Origin of the sequence: Ensifer aridi, from assembly GCF_002078505.1 — a bacterium.
In the GTDB taxonomy this organism is placed as follows: Bacteria; Pseudomonadota; Alphaproteobacteria; order Rhizobiales; family Rhizobiaceae; genus Sinorhizobium; species Sinorhizobium aridi.
Genome location: NZ_LUAV01000032.1, coordinates 184,508 through 199,082, shown reverse-complemented (window position 1 = coordinate 199,082; position 14,575 = coordinate 184,508). Strand labels below are relative to the sequence as shown.

General features: G+C 62.7%; 14 protein-coding genes. 8 read left to right on the top strand and 6 right to left on the bottom strand.

The window, feature by feature from the left end; all coding sequences use genetic code 11:
* Positions 1-282 precede the first annotated feature (282 nt).
* Complete coding sequence (locus AYK65_RS23345) at positions 283-1,302, bottom strand: Gfo/Idh/MocA family protein (RefSeq protein ID WP_081161151.1); 1,020 nt, start codon at positions 1,300-1,302, stop codon at positions 283-285.
* Between the two features lie 190 nt (positions 1,303-1,492).
* On the opposite strand from AYK65_RS23345, the gene uxaC reads away from it, so the two are divergent.
* The 8 genes from uxaC to AYK65_RS23305 are packed head-to-tail and all read left to right on the top strand — an operon-like array spanning position 1,493 to position 8,565.
* A complete protein-coding gene (gene uxaC, locus AYK65_RS23340; RefSeq protein WP_026615728.1) occupies positions 1,493-2,902 on the top strand; it encodes a glucuronate isomerase in 1,410 nt (469 codons plus the stop codon).
* Between the two features lie 30 nt (positions 2,903-2,932).
* Positions 2,933-3,910, top strand: a complete 978-nt coding sequence (locus AYK65_RS23335) for a TRAP transporter substrate-binding protein (RefSeq protein WP_081161149.1) — start codon at positions 2,933-2,935, stop codon at positions 3,908-3,910.
* A 52-nt stretch (positions 3,911-3,962) separates the two neighbouring features.
* Positions 3,963-4,523 (top strand): TRAP transporter small permease, encoded by a 561-nt coding sequence (locus AYK65_RS23330; RefSeq protein WP_026615730.1) that lies wholly within the window; start codon positions 3,963-3,965, stop codon positions 4,521-4,523.
* Between the two features lie 4 nt (positions 4,524-4,527).
* Positions 4,528-5,811 carry a TRAP transporter large permease gene (locus AYK65_RS23325; RefSeq protein ID WP_081161146.1) on the top strand — a complete coding sequence of 428 codons (1,284 nt, stop codon included), beginning with the start codon at positions 4,528-4,530 and terminating at the stop codon, positions 5,809-5,811.
* Between the two features lie 7 nt (positions 5,812-5,818).
* Positions 5,819-6,580 carry a FadR/GntR family transcriptional regulator gene (locus AYK65_RS23320; RefSeq protein WP_026615732.1) on the top strand — a complete coding sequence of 254 codons (762 nt, stop codon included), beginning with the start codon at positions 5,819-5,821 and terminating at the stop codon, positions 6,578-6,580.
* 29 nt (positions 6,581-6,609) lie between these two features.
* Positions 6,610-7,458: a 5-dehydro-4-deoxy-D-glucuronate isomerase gene (gene kduI, locus AYK65_RS23315; protein WP_081161143.1), complete on the top strand. Its 849-nt coding sequence runs from the start codon at positions 6,610-6,612 to the stop codon at positions 7,456-7,458.
* Positions 7,455-8,219 carry a 2-dehydro-3-deoxy-D-gluconate 5-dehydrogenase KduD gene (gene kduD / locus AYK65_RS23310; RefSeq protein ID WP_081161141.1) on the top strand — a complete coding sequence of 255 codons (765 nt, stop codon included), beginning with the start codon at positions 7,455-7,457 and terminating at the stop codon, positions 8,217-8,219. Before kduI ends, kduD begins: the two co-directional genes overlap by 4 nt.
* Positions 8,220-8,226: 7 nt before the next feature.
* Positions 8,227-8,565 carry a cupin domain-containing protein gene (locus AYK65_RS23305; protein WP_026615735.1) on the top strand — a complete coding sequence of 113 codons (339 nt, stop codon included), beginning with the start codon at positions 8,227-8,229 and terminating at the stop codon, positions 8,563-8,565.
* 338 nt (positions 8,566-8,903) lie between these two features.
* Here the strand turns inward: AYK65_RS23305 and AYK65_RS33275 are convergent, their stop codons facing one another.
* The 5 genes from AYK65_RS33275 to AYK65_RS23280 form a co-directional block, all read right to left on the bottom strand.
* Entirely contained in the window at positions 8,904-9,701 is a 798-nt protein-coding gene (locus tag AYK65_RS33275; RefSeq protein WP_077068139.1) for a helicase, read from the bottom strand.
* A gap of 54 nt (positions 9,702-9,755) precedes the next feature.
* Positions 9,756-10,994 (bottom strand): coiled-coil domain-containing protein, encoded by a 1,239-nt coding sequence (locus AYK65_RS23295; protein WP_244560096.1) that lies wholly within the window; start codon positions 10,992-10,994, stop codon positions 9,756-9,758.
* Between the two features lie 881 nt (positions 10,995-11,875).
* A complete protein-coding gene (locus tag AYK65_RS23290; protein ID WP_081161139.1) occupies positions 11,876-12,844 on the bottom strand; it encodes a zinc-dependent alcohol dehydrogenase family protein in 969 nt (322 codons plus the stop codon).
* A 14-nt stretch (positions 12,845-12,858) separates the two neighbouring features.
* Positions 12,859-13,311 (bottom strand): cyclophilin-like fold protein, encoded by a 453-nt coding sequence (locus AYK65_RS23285; RefSeq protein ID WP_172402063.1) that lies wholly within the window; start codon positions 13,309-13,311, stop codon positions 12,859-12,861.
* Entirely contained in the window at positions 13,308-14,498 is a 1,191-nt protein-coding gene (locus tag AYK65_RS23280) for an MFS transporter (protein ID WP_081161137.1), read from the bottom strand. The genes AYK65_RS23285 and AYK65_RS23280 overlap by 4 nt, the downstream gene beginning before the upstream one ends.
* Positions 14,499-14,575: the final 77 nt, after the last annotated feature.

Here is a 14,575-nt window from a genome sequence, read left to right as displayed (position 1 = left end):
GAAAACAAGGACCTAAAGCGCGCCGCTTCGTGAGCACTCACAGTAAGCGTCACTAATCTAAGTGGGTTCGGCGGACGCTTTTTTCGCCCTCATCCCCGTGCTTGTCACAGGGATGCAGCAGCGCCGCATCTGCGGCGCGGAAGAGTCTCTCCAGCCCAAAGACTTGGGCTGGATTTCTGTGACAAGCACAGGGATGAGGATCGGAGGAAACCCTTGCCTTACCGCAATCGACGAGGCGCAGCGGCTGCTGTCGTGTACTGCGGTAAGCGCTTTCAACTTCCTTCAAGGGCGTCGCGGCTCGCCGCTTGCGGCAGCACTCAGAATTGCGTCGATCAAACGGTGGACCTTCAGCGCCTCGCGGCCGTTGACCCGCGGCTCGCGGCCGTCCTCGACCGAGCCAAGGAAATCGGTAAGCACGGCGCGGTGATGGTGGTGCGGGAACGCCATGGGATCGGCGCCGGCGCCGCCGGCCGCCTCGTCTTCGATCGACAATTCCGTTCCGTCGTGGAAGGAGGCCACAAGGCTTCGCCCGCCGAGGCGCACCATGCCGCGAGTGCCGATGATGTCGATCTCATCCGGATGACCGGGATAGGCACAGGTGGTCGCGCTCACAGTGCCGATCGCTCCGCTTGGAAAGCGGATGGCCGCCATCGCCAGATCTTCGGTCTCCATGCGGTGCACCTTGCTGGTCGCCGCATAGGCTCTAACCTCCTCCGGAAGGCCGGCAAGCGAAACCATGAGATCAAGGGTGTGAATGGCCTGGGTGAGAAGCACGCCGCCGCCATCGCGCGCCCGCGTGCCGCGTCCCGGCTGATCGTAATAGCTTTGCGGCCGCCAATTGTGGAGGCGGGCCGAGGCACTGACGATCTCGCCGAGGCGCCCTTCGCTGATCAGCCCGGCAAGTGCCTCGCTGACCGGACGAAAGCGATGCTGAAGCACGATGCCGAGCTTCACGCCGGCACGCTCCGCCGCCTCGACCAGCGCCCTGGCCCGCACCTCAGCGATCTCCAGCGGTTTTTCGAGGAGCACATGCTTGCCCGCTTCGGCTGCCCGCCGTGTGAGATCGAGATGCGTGTTGGGCGGCGTCAGTATCATGACGGCGGTGATCGACGGATCATCGAAGATCGTTTCGGCGGAGTCACAGACCGGGAAACCGTAAGCCTCCGAAAACGCCTTCCGCCTCGCTGGCGTCGGGCTGTAGGCGGCAGCGACTTCGACCCTGTCCTTGAGATCAAGCAGGCTTTTGGCATGCGGCGCCGATGCCATGCCGAGCCCGATCACGCCGATACGCAGCTTCGCCATCTCGCTCCTCCTCAGCCGCAGGTCCTGAAGGTGCACATGCCTTCTCCCCGCCTGCCATCTCCCATGTCCTGCCTACACTGAACGTCTGCTCCGAGCAATAAATTCATCATACAACTTCATCAATTTTGTATGTTGACATTATATTTTACAGGTTCTAGCCATAAGGAACCTGTTGGAGGAGCGGGCTAGAATGGCGGGGCTGATCGATCCAGATCTTCTGTTTCCGGGGGAAAAGAGCGCGCGCAGTCTTGCTCGCAGCCTCTATGCCGAGGTGAAAAGCCTGCCGATCGTGAGCCCGCATGGGCATACCGATCCCCGCTGGTATGCGCTTGACGAGCCGTTCCCGGATCCCGCGCAACTGCTGATCGTGCCGGATCACTATGTGTTCCGCATGTTGTTCAGCCAGGGTGTGAGGTTGGAAGACCTCGGTGTTCCGACACTCGATGGCTCGCCGGTCGAGAAAGATGGCCGCGCGATCTGGCGGCGTTTCTCAGAGAACTATCATCTGTTCCGCGGGACACCGACACGGCTCTGGTTCGATTACACGCTTTCCAATCTCTTCGGCATCGATGAGCTCCCATCGGCCGCCAATTCCGACCGGCTCTACGACCGCATCGCTGAAAATCTCGCACGCTCCGATTTTCGCCCTCGCGCGCTTTATGACCGCTTCGACATAGAGGTGATCTCCACCACCGACGGCGCGCTGGATGATTTGGCCTGGCACGCAAAAATCCGCGAAAGCGGCTGGACGGGGCGGGTCGTTCCTGCCTACCGGCCGGACGCGGTCGTCGACCCGGATTTCGAGGGTTTTTCAGCCAATCTCGACAAGCTCGGTGAGATCACCGGCGCCGATACGGGGACGTGGAAAGGCTACCTCGATGCGCATCGCGCCCGGCGCGCCTATTTCAAGGAGTTCGGCGCGACCTCCACGGATCACGGCCATGCCACGGCGGATACGGCCAACCTTTCGGAAGCAGAGGCCGCGGCCCTCTTCGACAAGGTGCGCTCCTGCAAGGCGGATGCGGACGAGCGGCGGCTGTTCCGCGCTCAGATGCTGACCGAAATGGCGAAGATGAGCCTCGATGACGGGCTCGTCATGCAGATTCATCCGGGCTCCTTCCGCAATCATTCGCCTGCCATCATGGCGAAGTTCGGCCGCGACAAGGGCTTCGACATTCCGACGCGCACGGATTACGTGACGGCGCTGAAGCCGTTGCTCGATGCCGTCGGGGTCGAGCCCGACCTGACCGTCATTCTCTTCACCCTGGACGAAACGAGCTATGCGCGCGAGCTCGCGCCGCTCGCCGGCGTCTATCCGGCATTGAGACTCGGCCCCGCCTGGTGGTTCCACGACAGTCCGGAAGGCATGCGCCGCTTCCGCGAGATGACCACCGAGACGGCCGGTTTCTACAACACCGTCGGCTTCAACGACGACACCAGGGCGTTCCCGTCGATCCCCGCGCGCCACGACATCGCCCGCCGGGTCGACTGTGCATTTCTCGCGCGACTCGTCGCGGAACACCGCCTCAAGGATGAAGAGGCGTACGAGCTCGCTCGAGACCTTGCCTATGGCCTCGCGAAGAAGGCCTACCGGCTCTGATCCATCAATCGTGCGAAACGGGAGGAAAGCATGAAAATTCTAGCCAAACTGGCGGCAGGTCTACTGGTCGCCGCTTCATTCATGGCCGGCGCGGCCAATGCCCAGACGGTGCTGCGCTCGTCCGACACGCATCCGGACGGCTATCCGACCGTCGAGGCGGTCAAGTATTTCGGTGAGCTGGTCAAGGAGCGTACCGGCGGCCGCTATGCCGTCGAGGTCTACCATTCCGCGCAGCTCGGTGAGGAGAAGGACACCATCGAGCAGGTGCGCTCCGGCGTCATCGAGCTGAACCGCGTTTCCATGGCACCGTTCAACGGCACGGTGAAGGAATCGATCGTTCCGGCGCTGCCCTATCTCTTCCGTTCGGAAGACCACATGCACAAGGTGATGGACGGCGCGATCGGCGACCAGATCAAGAAGGCCTTCGAAGGAGCCGGGCTGGTCGTACTTGCCTACTACGACGCCGGCTCGCGTTCCTTCTACAACAAGCAGAAGCCGATCACTTCGGTCGCCGACATGAAGGGCCTCAAGTTCCGCGTCATCCAGTCCGACATCTTCGTCGACATGGTGGCCGCACTCGGGGCCAATGCCACGCCGATGCCTTACGGCGAAGTCTATTCGGCGATCGAGACGGGCGTCATCGACGGCGCGGAGAACAACTTCCCGAGCTACGATACCGCCAAGCATTTCGAGGTGGCCAAGAACTACTCGCTCGACGAGCACACCATTCTTCCGGAAGTGTTCGTGATGAACAAGGCCGCCTTCGACAAGCTCACCCCGGAAGACCAGGAGCTCTTCAGGCAGGCAGCCAAGGACAGCGTCGCCAAGCAGCGCGAGCTCTGGACGGCCAAGGTCAACGAGTCGCGCGCGAAGGTCGAGGCAGCCGGCGCGAAGATCACCACGCCCGAAAAGCAGGGTTTCATCGACGCGATGAAGCCGGTCTATGAAAAGCACGTCACGGACCCGGTCCTCAAAAAGATGGTCGAGGACGTGCGCGCGGTTCAGTAACCAATCCGACGGGCAGGCCAAGCCTGCCCGTCCCTTCGAGGAAATGACAATCGTGCCTATCAGTCTCGTGAAAACAGGCCGCGCATTGTCCCGGCTGAGCACGCTCTCGCTCTGGCTCGCGGGCGCCGGCCTCGTCGCAATGACGGCCATCGTCGCATGGCAGGTATTCTGCCGCTACGTGCTGAACGATTCGCCGAGTTGGACCGAGCCCGGTGCCGTCATGCTGATGAGCTGGTTCATCTTCCTGGGCGCTGCGGTCGGGGTGCGCGAGAACTATCATCTCGGCTTCGACGTGCTGCTCTACGTGGTGCCGAAAGGAGGCAAGAAGTGGCTGCGCATGATCTCCGATATCGTCGCACTCGCCTTCGGCATCGGCATGATCTGGTACGGGATCGAGCTTGTCCGCCTCACCTGGAACACCACCCTACCCTCGCTGCAAATCTCCGGTGGCTGGAGCTACGTGCCGCTGGTCGCAGGTGGTGTTCTCATCAGCCTGTTCGCGTTGGAGCGCATCGTTCTGCGCCTTGCCGGCGAACCCATCGACGATCTGCTCGACGAAATGCCGCCGGCTGAAGTTGCCGCCGAACTCGACACTGCGAATGTAAAGGCGTGATCAGATGGATATGATGATCCTCTTCGGCGTATTCACACTGCTGATGCTGATCGGCACGCCGATCGCCTTCTGCCTCGGCGTCGCATCTTTCGCGACCGTGCTCTATCTGGGCCTGCCGCCGCTCGTCATCTTTCAGCGGCTGAATTCCGGCATGAGCGTGTTTTCGCTACTCGCCATCCCCTTCTTCATCTATGCCGGCGACCTGATGGTGCGCGGCGGCATCGCCCAGAAGATCGTCGCCTTCGCCGCCTCATTGGTCGGCCATGTCCGCGGGGGGTTAGGGCAGGTCAATATCGTCACCGCGACGCTCTTCGGCGGCATTTCCGGCTCCGCAGTCGCGGAGGCCGCCGCGGTCGGCGGGCTCATGATCCCGCAGATGAAGGAGCGCGGCTACGGCGCCGATTATGCCGTCAACGTCACCTCCATGGCGGCCTTAATCGCGCTGATGTTGCCGCCCTCGCACAACATGATCATCTATTCGATCTCGGCAGGGGGAAAGATCTCGATCGCGGATCTCTTCACCGCCGGCATCGTCCCCGGCCTCCTCTATGCGGCGGCGCTGATGATGACCGCCTATTTTGTCGCGCGCAGCCGCGGCTATCCCACCGAGTCCTTCCCCGGCTTCGCCAGGGTCGGCCGCTTCCTGCTGATCTCGACCCCCGGCCTGCTGCTCATCGGCATCATCTTCGGCGGCGTTCGGTCAGGCGTGTTCACTGCGACCGAGAGCTCCTGTATCGCGGTTCTCTACGCGCTTGCGGTGACGGTCTTCGTCTACCGGCAGATGAGCTGGCAGGATTTCGTCCACGCGACCTTCGGCGCTGTGCGCACGACGGCGATGGTCCTGCTCATCATCGGCATGGCTGCCGCGTTCTCCTGGCTGATGGCGTTTTTGAAGGTGCCCGCGGCGCTGATCGACTGGATGAACACGATCTCCGAGAACCCGATCATCGTGCTCCTCCTGATCAACGTCCTGATGCTGTTCCTCGGCACTTTCATGGACATGGGTCCGACCATCATCATCTGCACCCCGATCTTCCTGCCGGTGGCGATGGCCTATGGAGTCGACCCGGTACACTTCGGGGTCATCATGATCCTGAACTTCGGCATCGGCCTCAACACACCTCCCGTCGGCGCCGTGCAATTCGTGGCCTGCGCGGTCGGCAAGATCTCGGTCTGGGAGGCGATGCGCAGCATCTGGCCCTTCTATCTGGCGGGGTTGATCGTCCTCGGGCTCGTCACCTATGTTCCGGCCCTTTCGCTCTGGCTGCCGGCCGTATTCAAAGGGTGATGGCGTCATGGAATTCCTGCCCGAATTCAAGATCGAGCGCAAACCAAAGCTTTCCGAACGCGTCGCAAGTGCGATCAGGCAGCAGGTTCTGAAGGGCGAAATTCCGCCCGGCGAGAAGCTGCCGACGGAGAGCCGGATGAGCGAGTTCTTCGGCGTCAGCCGCACCGTCGTCCGCGAGGCGATAGCCACTCTTGCCGCCGACGGCCTCGTCGAGGCGCGGCAGGGCGCAGGCGTCTTCGTCAAGGATCACCCGACGCTTGCCTTCGGCTCGATCAGCCTCGATGTCGGCAACAAGATTTCCCATGCGCTGAACGTGATCGAGGTGCGCATGGGGCTCGAGATAGAGAGTGCGGGCCTTGCGGCACTCCGGCGCAACGCCGCCCAGGAGGCGCAGATCCAGGAAGCCTTCTTCGAATTCGACCGGCTGCTCGAGCGCGGCGAGGCGACCGGCAAGAGCGATTTCGCCTTCCACCGGGCGATCGCGGCCGCGACCAACAATCCCTATTACGTGGAGGTGCTCGACGCGCTCGGCACGCGGGCCATCCCATGCGACATCGCCTCGCCCTGGGGTACGGACAGCGTGCTCTCGCGTGAATATCAGGAAAGCCTGCAGCGCGAGCATCTGGCAATCCTGAAGGCGATTTCCGCCAGCGACCCGGAAGCTGCCCGTGCCGCCATGCGCGCCCACCTGACCGCCAGCCAGGAACGCTATCGCGCCCGGCTGAGCGGGCAGCAGGCCGAGTGGGGCACCGACAGGCGCAGGGTCTGATCTTCTTTTCTTCAATCCGAGGGCAGCCGATGACCGCAAGCCATATCGACTACACGATCCGCCACGCCATCGACCCGGCATCAGCCGCGCGCATGGATACCGATGCGCTGCGCGCGAACTTTCACATTTCGGGGCTGTTCCGGCCGGGCCGCATCGCCCTCACCTATAGCCATTACGATCGCATGATCGTCGGCGGCGCGATGCCGACCGACGCCCCTCTGCTGCTCGAGGCCATTCGTCCGACCGGCACGCCTCGCTTCCTCGACCGGCGCGAACTCATCGCCGTCAATGTCGGTGGCGCAGGCCGCGTCGAGATCAGCGGCGAGAGCTTCCGGCTCGAGCCGCGCGACATGGTCTATGCGGGGATGGGAACGGAGATCGCCTTCTCATCTGAAGACCCGGCGGTCCCTGCCAAATTCTACCTGCTGAGTGCGCCCGCCCACCAGGCGCTGCCGATCCGCCAAATTCGCATCGGCGATGCCAAGCGCATCGACCTCGGCAGTGCAGCGACCTCGAACGAGCGCTCGATCTTCCAGTTCATCCACCCGGAAGGCGTGAAAACCTGCCAACTCGTCGTCGGGATGACGCAGCTTGCCCCGGGCTCGGTCTGGAACACCATGCCCTGCCACGTGCATGACCGGCGCATGGAAGCCTATCTCTATTTCGACCTTGCCGACGGCGCACGCGTTCTGCATCTGATGGGTGAGCCGACCGAAACGCGTCACATCGTGATGTCGAAAGAAGAGGCCGTGCTTTCGCCGCCGTGGTCCATCCATTCCGGTTGCGGAACCTCGAGCTACGCCTTCATCTGGGCCATGGCCGGCGACAATGTCGACTATACCGATGTGGAGATGGTGCCGATGGAGGCGCTTCGATGAGCGTGCCGTCGGCCTTCAGCCTAGCCGGCCGCCGCATCGCCGTCACCGGTGCCAATACGGGAATCGGGCAGGGTATCGCCATCGCGATCGCCCGCGCCGGCGGCATGGTGATCGGCGTCGGCCGCTCCGCCATGGACGAGACCGAAGAGAAGATTGCCGAGGCTGGCGGAAGCTTCATTTGGGCCCGTGCCGATCTTTCCGATCGCGAAGCGGCGCGCGCTCTGATCGAGGAATTGTGGAGCGAGCACGGTCCACTGGACGGCCTCGTCAACAACGCCGGGATCATTCGCCGCGCCGATGCGGTGGAATTCAGCGAGTCCGACTGGGACGACGTAATCGACATCAACCTCAAATCCCTGTTCTTCCTCAGTCAGGGCTTTGGCCGCCGTGTGATTGCCGAGGAAAGACGGGGCAAGATCGTCAACATCGCCTCGCTGCTTTCCTTCCAGGGTGGTATACGCGTTGCCTCCTATACGGCGTCCAAACACGGCGCTCTGGGTATCACCCGGCTTCTCGCCTGCGAATGGGCCGCCAAGGGCATTAACGTGAATGCTGTGGCGCCCGGCTATATCATCACCAACAACACCGAGGCGCTCCGCGCCGACGAGAAGCGCAGCGCCGCTATTCTGGAGCGGATTCCGGCCGGCCGCTGGGGCACGCCGGATGACATCGGCGACGCGGCGGTGTTCCTGCTCGCCCCGGCTTCGGACTACATGCATGGAGCCGTCATTCCGGTCGACGGTGGCTGGCTCGCGAGATGAGGAGACGATGATGGATGCGAAGCTTTTCGCCCGTGGCAACGAAGGTGAATGGACCGATCTCGGACAGGGCAACCGGCGGCGGGTGATCCTGCACACAGACGAGCTGATGATGGTCGAATTCGCGTTCGAAAAAGGCGGCATCGGCGCGCCGCACTCCCATCCGCACGTTCAGGCGAGTTACGTCGCGGAGGGCAAGTTCGAAGTCACCGTCGACGGTCATAGCGAAATTCTCTCGGCCGGCGACAGTTTCATCGCGCCCTCGAACGTGGTCCATGGCGTCAAGGCGCTAGAGGCAGGCCGCCTGATCGACAGCTTCACTCCGCACCGCGCCGATTTCTTGAAATAGACGCCGAAGTGCGACGTACCTTTTGCGATTAATGAACAGAGCGTCTCTCCGCTGATCCGCCGTCAGTACCGCGGGAATCCCTCGTGCGCCGAACTTCCAAATGCGTTGGGCGTGCGCTGTATTCGGCTGCTGTTTTCATGCAGCGCTCCATGAAGTCGTGCCAGGACGGGCCGTACACTTGCCTCTGCGGTACGGCCGCGGATGAGATGCTTGGCCGCATGGGGGCGCCTTCCTTTAGCCTAGCTACGTCCGAGCATCCTAATGCGGATCAGAATTTTCCTCCTGAGTACATGCAGCGGCCTTATCGGGAGGATCGTCATGTGGACGAACGGAGCGGCTTAAATCACCGCAACGACCCTGCCGGACGAGTCGAGGTGGCACCTGATTCGCGCCTGACGGATCTCGACGCCGCCTTGCCCCGCATACTCTATACGCACGGCGAGCGGGGCCGTAAGCGCGCCTCGGCGATTCCGGTGCAGAGGACCGGCGCTTGCCGCGCGCACACGCACGGCGCCAAAAGGTGACGCAGCCGACGCTATTGCTTGGCGGCAGACTCGAACTACGGCGCGTGCGGTATCCGAAATTGCTGCAGTTGGCGCCGGAAGACGTGAGGGATAGTCCCGACTATCGTATTTGGCGCGCGTAGCTGACGGCCAAAGGTTGCGCGGCAGGGCGACGGTTGGTCGTGCGCCCTTTGCGGGAGCAATGCCGGCGATCGTGCTGACACCACCACCTACCAGTGATCCGGTGCCCGCGGCCGAACCTCTTAAAGCACCGCCGGGACCAGTACTCGCTCCCGCTCCTTTTGCTCCGCCGACTCCGCCGCCGCGCGCGGAACTCTCTGCCGAGGCGCCATTCTTGCCGGAGCCCACACGTGCACCGCCCCCCACACCACCGACTTTGCCCCCGGCGCCAAGGCTTGACCCCCCCTTCCTGCCGACCGAGGCTCCAGCTTTTCCTTTGCCTACTCCGCCGCCTCGCGCGGAAATCCCTGCCGAGGCGCCATTCTTGCCAGTCCCCACACTGGCACTGACCCCAATACCGCCGGCTTTGGCACCGACGCTGAGGCCCAGAGCCGACGTCGGCCCGATCGCTATTGCGATCAACAACGTGGTGGCAGCTAGGTACTTGCGCATTCGTCCCTCATCTCTGGACAAAGCAAACCTCGAAAAAATGCCTTTCCACCCTCCTTACCAACGGCCAGGCGCCCGCGACCACCTGGGCAGGAGCGCGTAGGGCAGCACAATCGTCACCGATCGAACGGCTGGCGTTGGCTTGCGGGCCTTCACCCTGCCAATCTCCCGCGACCCCGAATAACCGACCGATCGAGCACCTGTCCGTACAGCGGCCTTTGAACGTTCCCTTGCGCGGTTATCGGCGCGCGCCTTTGGTACATCCGCGGTATCCTCCATGCGGCGCTCAGTTCGGGCCTTGAGGTTTTGCTTTTTCTTGCGCGCCGCCGCTGGGTCGCGGCCATTCGCCCGGTCGCTCTCGTCCTCCAACGCCGTGCGCCGCGCCGCTAAGACCCGGGTCAATTCCTCTTTTGCGAGGTCGCGTTCCCGCCGAGCGGTGTCGAGGTCGCGCGCGAGCGACCTTCCCTTCTCGAGCTCCAATGCGAGTGCTGCGCCAGCCCTCATTGCCGCAGCCTCTGCGACCTTTCGAGCTTGCACCGCGGCAGCCAACTCTGCCGCGGCCAGCTTGGCCCGAGCCTCGGCGGCAGCGGTCGATTGGCGGGCTTCGGCGAGGTCGCGTTTGTAGGCCCCAAGCTTGCGCCGCTCCTCATCAAACGCCCGTTTCGCATCGGCCAGGGACAGCTCCGCAGCGTGTCGCGCTCGCAGCGCAGCGGCCTTTGATCTCATCGCTCCAGCCGCTTTGGCCCTCAAATCTTCCATCTCGCGCAGAACTACTGTTAGGTCGCGGGCAAATCCTTCGGCTCTTTGACGCTGCTCTTGCAGGGCTCGTTCACGTTCTGCCGTCGTCTCGGCAATTCTTCGCGCCTGCGCGCCTGCGTCATCGGCAGCGCGCCGCATCGCATCGAGGTCCCTTCTGGCCGCCGCCAGGTCCCGGCGGAGAATTTCCTCACGCTCACTACCGGCCATTTGCGCACTGTTCTTGATTCCGTCGAGATCCTTGCGCGCCGCGAGGAGTTTTTGCTCCAGGGCGGCGCTCTTGGCGCGTTCGCGCGCGGCTATCTCATTAGCCTCATTGACCGCGGCTTCTGCAGCCTCCCTCGCTTGCACCGCCGCATTCGCTGCCTGCTCGAATTGAACGCTCATGGCCTTGAGATCGGCCCACGCAGCACTGAGTTCCTGCGTTAAGGTGGCGCTCAGTTGACGCTCCGCCGCGACACCCTGTTTGTAGCGGAGCGCATCGTTTTGAGCGGCCTGACGCGCCGCACGCCCTTCTTGGCGAGCCGCTTCGAGCTCCATCCGGGCGGCCGCCAGGTCACGAAGCAAAGCTTCCACCCTGGACCGCTCGCGTTCCAGGGCTTGCGATAGCTCAGTCGCCGAGGGCTCTACCACGCGCGGTTGTTCCCCTGGCGGGTGCCCCTCGACATGTTTGGGCAATGACTGCTCTTCTGGTGGCCGCGTCGCTTGCTGGACAGCCTGGACAGGACTTTCCTGACTGCCGCTTCTGGCTTGCAGGCGGTCGGCTATCAGCTTCGCCGGTTCCCCCGCACGTAGACCCGCGGCTGGCAGGTGCCTGAGGTCGGGAATTTCGAGCGTCCCATCTGTCCCAATCATAAAAACGTCGTGAAGCGGCGCCGCCTCGGCTACGCCGCCAAACGAGGCGCGCCATCCAGAGATGCGTATCTCCGCGTCTTGCGGGGCAAGTCTGTCGTCCGTTGCCGACTGACTTATTGCGGGAGATCCAAGCAGCATAACGAGGCAGAATGGAATGAAGCCGAGGGTCGCACTAACGGACCTCTGGCGAGTGAGATACCCCGGAACTGCCGTGGTTCGGCCGTCCCCACAGCGCAAAGCAGGGCTGTTGCACGTCGGCCCGGACTTATGATCCCTGACGGATCCTCCGGCCAGCCGCGACTGCACGAAAGTTATGCGCGCACAGCGCTGATGATCCTCAAGCATACCGTTCAGTGTAGCACGGGGAGTTCGTATCGGTGCGCTTCACAAAGGGTTAGGGGTATCCGCCAATTTGATTAATTCATCCTCATTACCTGACCTGAGCCGACATATTCGATAGCCCGCAAAGAATGAGCGCATCGGAACCAGAGCGTGCCCGCAATAGACGCCGAAGTGCGGCGGAAGCGACGATATCGTTCAAGCCGAACGCGGCGCTCCGCCCCCTATCAAACCCTAAGTAGCGTCTTGATTGCCCTGCACTCGTTCATTGCGCGATACCCTTCGGCGACGTCGGTCAGCGGCACCTGGAGATCGAAGACCTTGCCGGGATTGATCTCCCGGTTCAGCACCAGTTCCATCAGATAGGCCATATAACGTCGTACCGGAGCGGGACCGCCCAACAGGTTTTTCCGGGCGAAGAACAGGTACTGACCGTCCAGTTGCACGCCGTGCGGCACCCCAACGAAGCCGATGTGACCGCCGGGTTGGGCCCAGTTGATCGCCTGCATCATCGATTCCTGCGTTCCGACGCATTCAAGCACCGACTCTGCGCCGACGCCGCCTGTCAGTTCCTTGATCCGGGCAACGCCCTCATCGCCCCGTTCCGAGATGATGTGCGTGGCGCCGAACTCGAGCGCGAGGTCCTGGCGGCTCTTGTGGCGGCTCATCGCAATGATCTTCTCGGCCCCCATCTGCTTGGCCGACAGAACGCCCATGAGGCCGACGGCGCCATCACCGACGACGACGGCGGTCGAACCAGGCTGGACGCGTGCTGCGTCGGCGGCATACCACCCGGTGCCGAGCACATCCGATACCGCCAGAAGACTGGGAATGAGATCGTCCGAAGGCATCTCCGGGGTCGCAACGAGCGTGCCGTCGGCCAGCGGCACGCGCGCATAAGGCGCCTGCGCTGTCGACATGAACTCGCGTTGTTCACAGGAGGATTGGAAGCCGAAGCGGCAGTGCGGGCACGTATTGTCGGAAATGCAGAAGGATCCCACCACGAATTGGCCCGGGTTCACGGTCTTGACCTCGTCGCCGACCTCGACGACCACACCGCAATATTCATGACCCATATGCGCCGGCCCATCCATCGGCTGGAGCCCGCGATAGGGCCAGAGGTCGGAGCCGCAAATGCAGGAAGCCGACAATTTGATGATGGCGTCGGTGGGTTTCAGGATCTTCGGCTCCGCCACTTTTCAATGGGATGTCAGGTGAGGTGCTCGATGCGAAGCGGAAACTTACCGCGTGTGAGCAAGGGTTCGACGACGCCATCCAGGCGGCCAAGCCGTATGAGACCGCTCGAGTAACGATAGCCGGCGTAAAAGAACGCCAGATTGCCCCACGGCGAATAGTAGCAGAGGTCGCCCGGAGCTTCGTTGGGGAACGGCCCGCTGCCTTCCTCGGTGAGCTTTCGCGGCAGATAGGCGATCTTCTCGTTATTCGCATAGTCGTCGATCGTCAGATCGAGCGGAAGCATGGACGCGAAGTCGCGAGCTGATGGGTTGTCGTACAGCGTGGCGGTGAAGTCGTGACTGGCAAAGGCGATTCGTATCTTCATCTTCGTATCCTTCTGAGCCCATGCCAGACGCGGCATGCCGGCCAGAGTGACGGCTGCCCCGACGAGGGCTCGGCGTGTGAACACTGGCGATCGCTGCGTCATTTTGCATGCTCCCAATCGACCCAGGCTGCCGCGCCGGCCACGGCGGATCCAAGCAACAGCACGGCGGCGAAGGCGAACGAACTCCACCATCCTGCCCAATCGAACAGCAGGCCACCGCCGGCTGCACCGATTGTGATGGCAAACTGAATGACGGCAACCTGGAGGCCGCCGCCGGCCTCCGCATCGTCGCGCAGAACCCGGCTCAGCCAGGTTCCCCAACCGACCGGCGCCGCAGTTCCGAAAAAGCCCCACGCGATCAACAAGCCAGCGATCGGAAGCTTGCTAGAACCGAATGCAATCAGCAGAAGGGCGATCGCGGCCATCACGAGCGGAATGAAAATCACGGCCGGGTAGAGGTGCGTCGAAAGCACCCGGCTGATGCTCCAGGTCCCCGCGACACCGGCCAGTCCCATCAGCAAAAGAACCACGGACAGCGCGGTGACGGAATAGCCCGAGACGGACTCGAGGAACGGCCGAAGATAGGTGAACAGAGCAAACTGTCCCATGAACAGCAACAGGATCGCTGTCATGCCAAGAGCGACCTGTCGGCGTCCCAGAAGGCGAAAAACGTTGCCTCTTGCCCTGCGCCGGCGCGGCGGAAGGGACGGTATGTTCAACCATTGCCAGATGAGCGCAAGCAGCGCCAAAGGCACGACCAGAAAAAACGCGCCCCGCCACCCAACGTAATCACCCAGAAAGCTGCCAAGCGGTGCCGAGATCGTGGCAGCGATGGCGTTGCCGGCATTCAGCATAGCAAGCCCCTTCGGCACGTCTCTTTCCGGCAGAAGGCGCATGACGACGGCGGTGGACATCGACCAGAAGCCACCGATCGCGACGCCGAGCAAGGCGCGGCCGGTCATAAGTGCCGCATGATTTGGCGCGAAGGTGACGATCAGACCGGAGACGATCAGCAGGAGCGAGAACGAAGACAGGAGGATCTTGCGATCGATGTTCCGCGTGAGCCCGGCTATGGAGAGACTGGTCAACACCGCGAACAGACCCGAAATCGAGATCGCCTGTCCGGCCTGCCCCTCGCTCATGCCAAGGTCGCCGGCGATCGGCGTCAAGAGACTGACCGGCATGAACTCCGAAGCAATCAGGACCGCTACGCAAAGCGCCATGGACGCGATCGCGCCCCAAGCAGCAACGGATTTGGTCAAAGTCTCATCGAATGTCGCCTGCACCATATGTCTATCTTCCTTGAAGGCGAGGCCGGGAGTTTGCCTCGCGCTTCCATGTATCAGACATGCATTGAGCGGATTAG

Excerpts from the sequence above, each read along its gene's own strand:
- AYK65_RS23325 (WP_081161146.1), top strand. The coding sequence starts at position 4,528 with ATGGATATGATGATCCTCTTCGGCGTATTCACACTGCTGATGCTGATC.
- AYK65_RS23335 (WP_081161149.1), top strand. The coding sequence starts at position 2,933 with ATGAAAATTCTAGCCAAACTGGCGGCAGGTCTACTGGTCGCCGCTTCA.
- AYK65_RS23295 (WP_244560096.1), bottom strand. The coding sequence starts at position 10,994 with ATGGAGCTCGAAGCGGCTCGCCAAGAAGGGCGTGCGGCGCGTCAGGCC.
- AYK65_RS23280 (WP_081161137.1), bottom strand. The coding sequence starts at position 14,498 with ATGGTGCAGGCGACATTCGATGAGACTTTGACCAAATCCGTTGCTGCT.
- AYK65_RS23285 (WP_172402063.1), bottom strand. The coding sequence starts at position 13,311 with ATGACGCAGCGATCGCCAGTGTTCACACGCCGAGCCCTCGTCGGGGCA.
- AYK65_RS23345 (WP_081161151.1), bottom strand. The coding sequence starts at position 1,302 with ATGGCGAAGCTGCGTATCGGCGTGATCGGGCTCGGCATGGCATCGGCG.
- AYK65_RS23320 (WP_026615732.1), top strand. The coding sequence starts at position 5,819 with ATGGAATTCCTGCCCGAATTCAAGATCGAGCGCAAACCAAAGCTTTCC.
- kduI (WP_081161143.1), top strand. The coding sequence starts at position 6,610 with ATGACCGCAAGCCATATCGACTACACGATCCGCCACGCCATCGACCCG.
- AYK65_RS33275 (WP_077068139.1), bottom strand. The coding sequence starts at position 9,701 with ATGCGCAAGTACCTAGCTGCCACCACGTTGTTGATCGCAATAGCGATC.
- kduD (WP_081161141.1), top strand. The coding sequence starts at position 7,455 with ATGAGCGTGCCGTCGGCCTTCAGCCTAGCCGGCCGCCGCATCGCCGTC.
- uxaC (WP_026615728.1), top strand. The coding sequence starts at position 1,493 with ATGGCGGGGCTGATCGATCCAGATCTTCTGTTTCCGGGGGAAAAGAGC.
- AYK65_RS23305 (WP_026615735.1), top strand. The coding sequence starts at position 8,227 with ATGATGGATGCGAAGCTTTTCGCCCGTGGCAACGAAGGTGAATGGACC.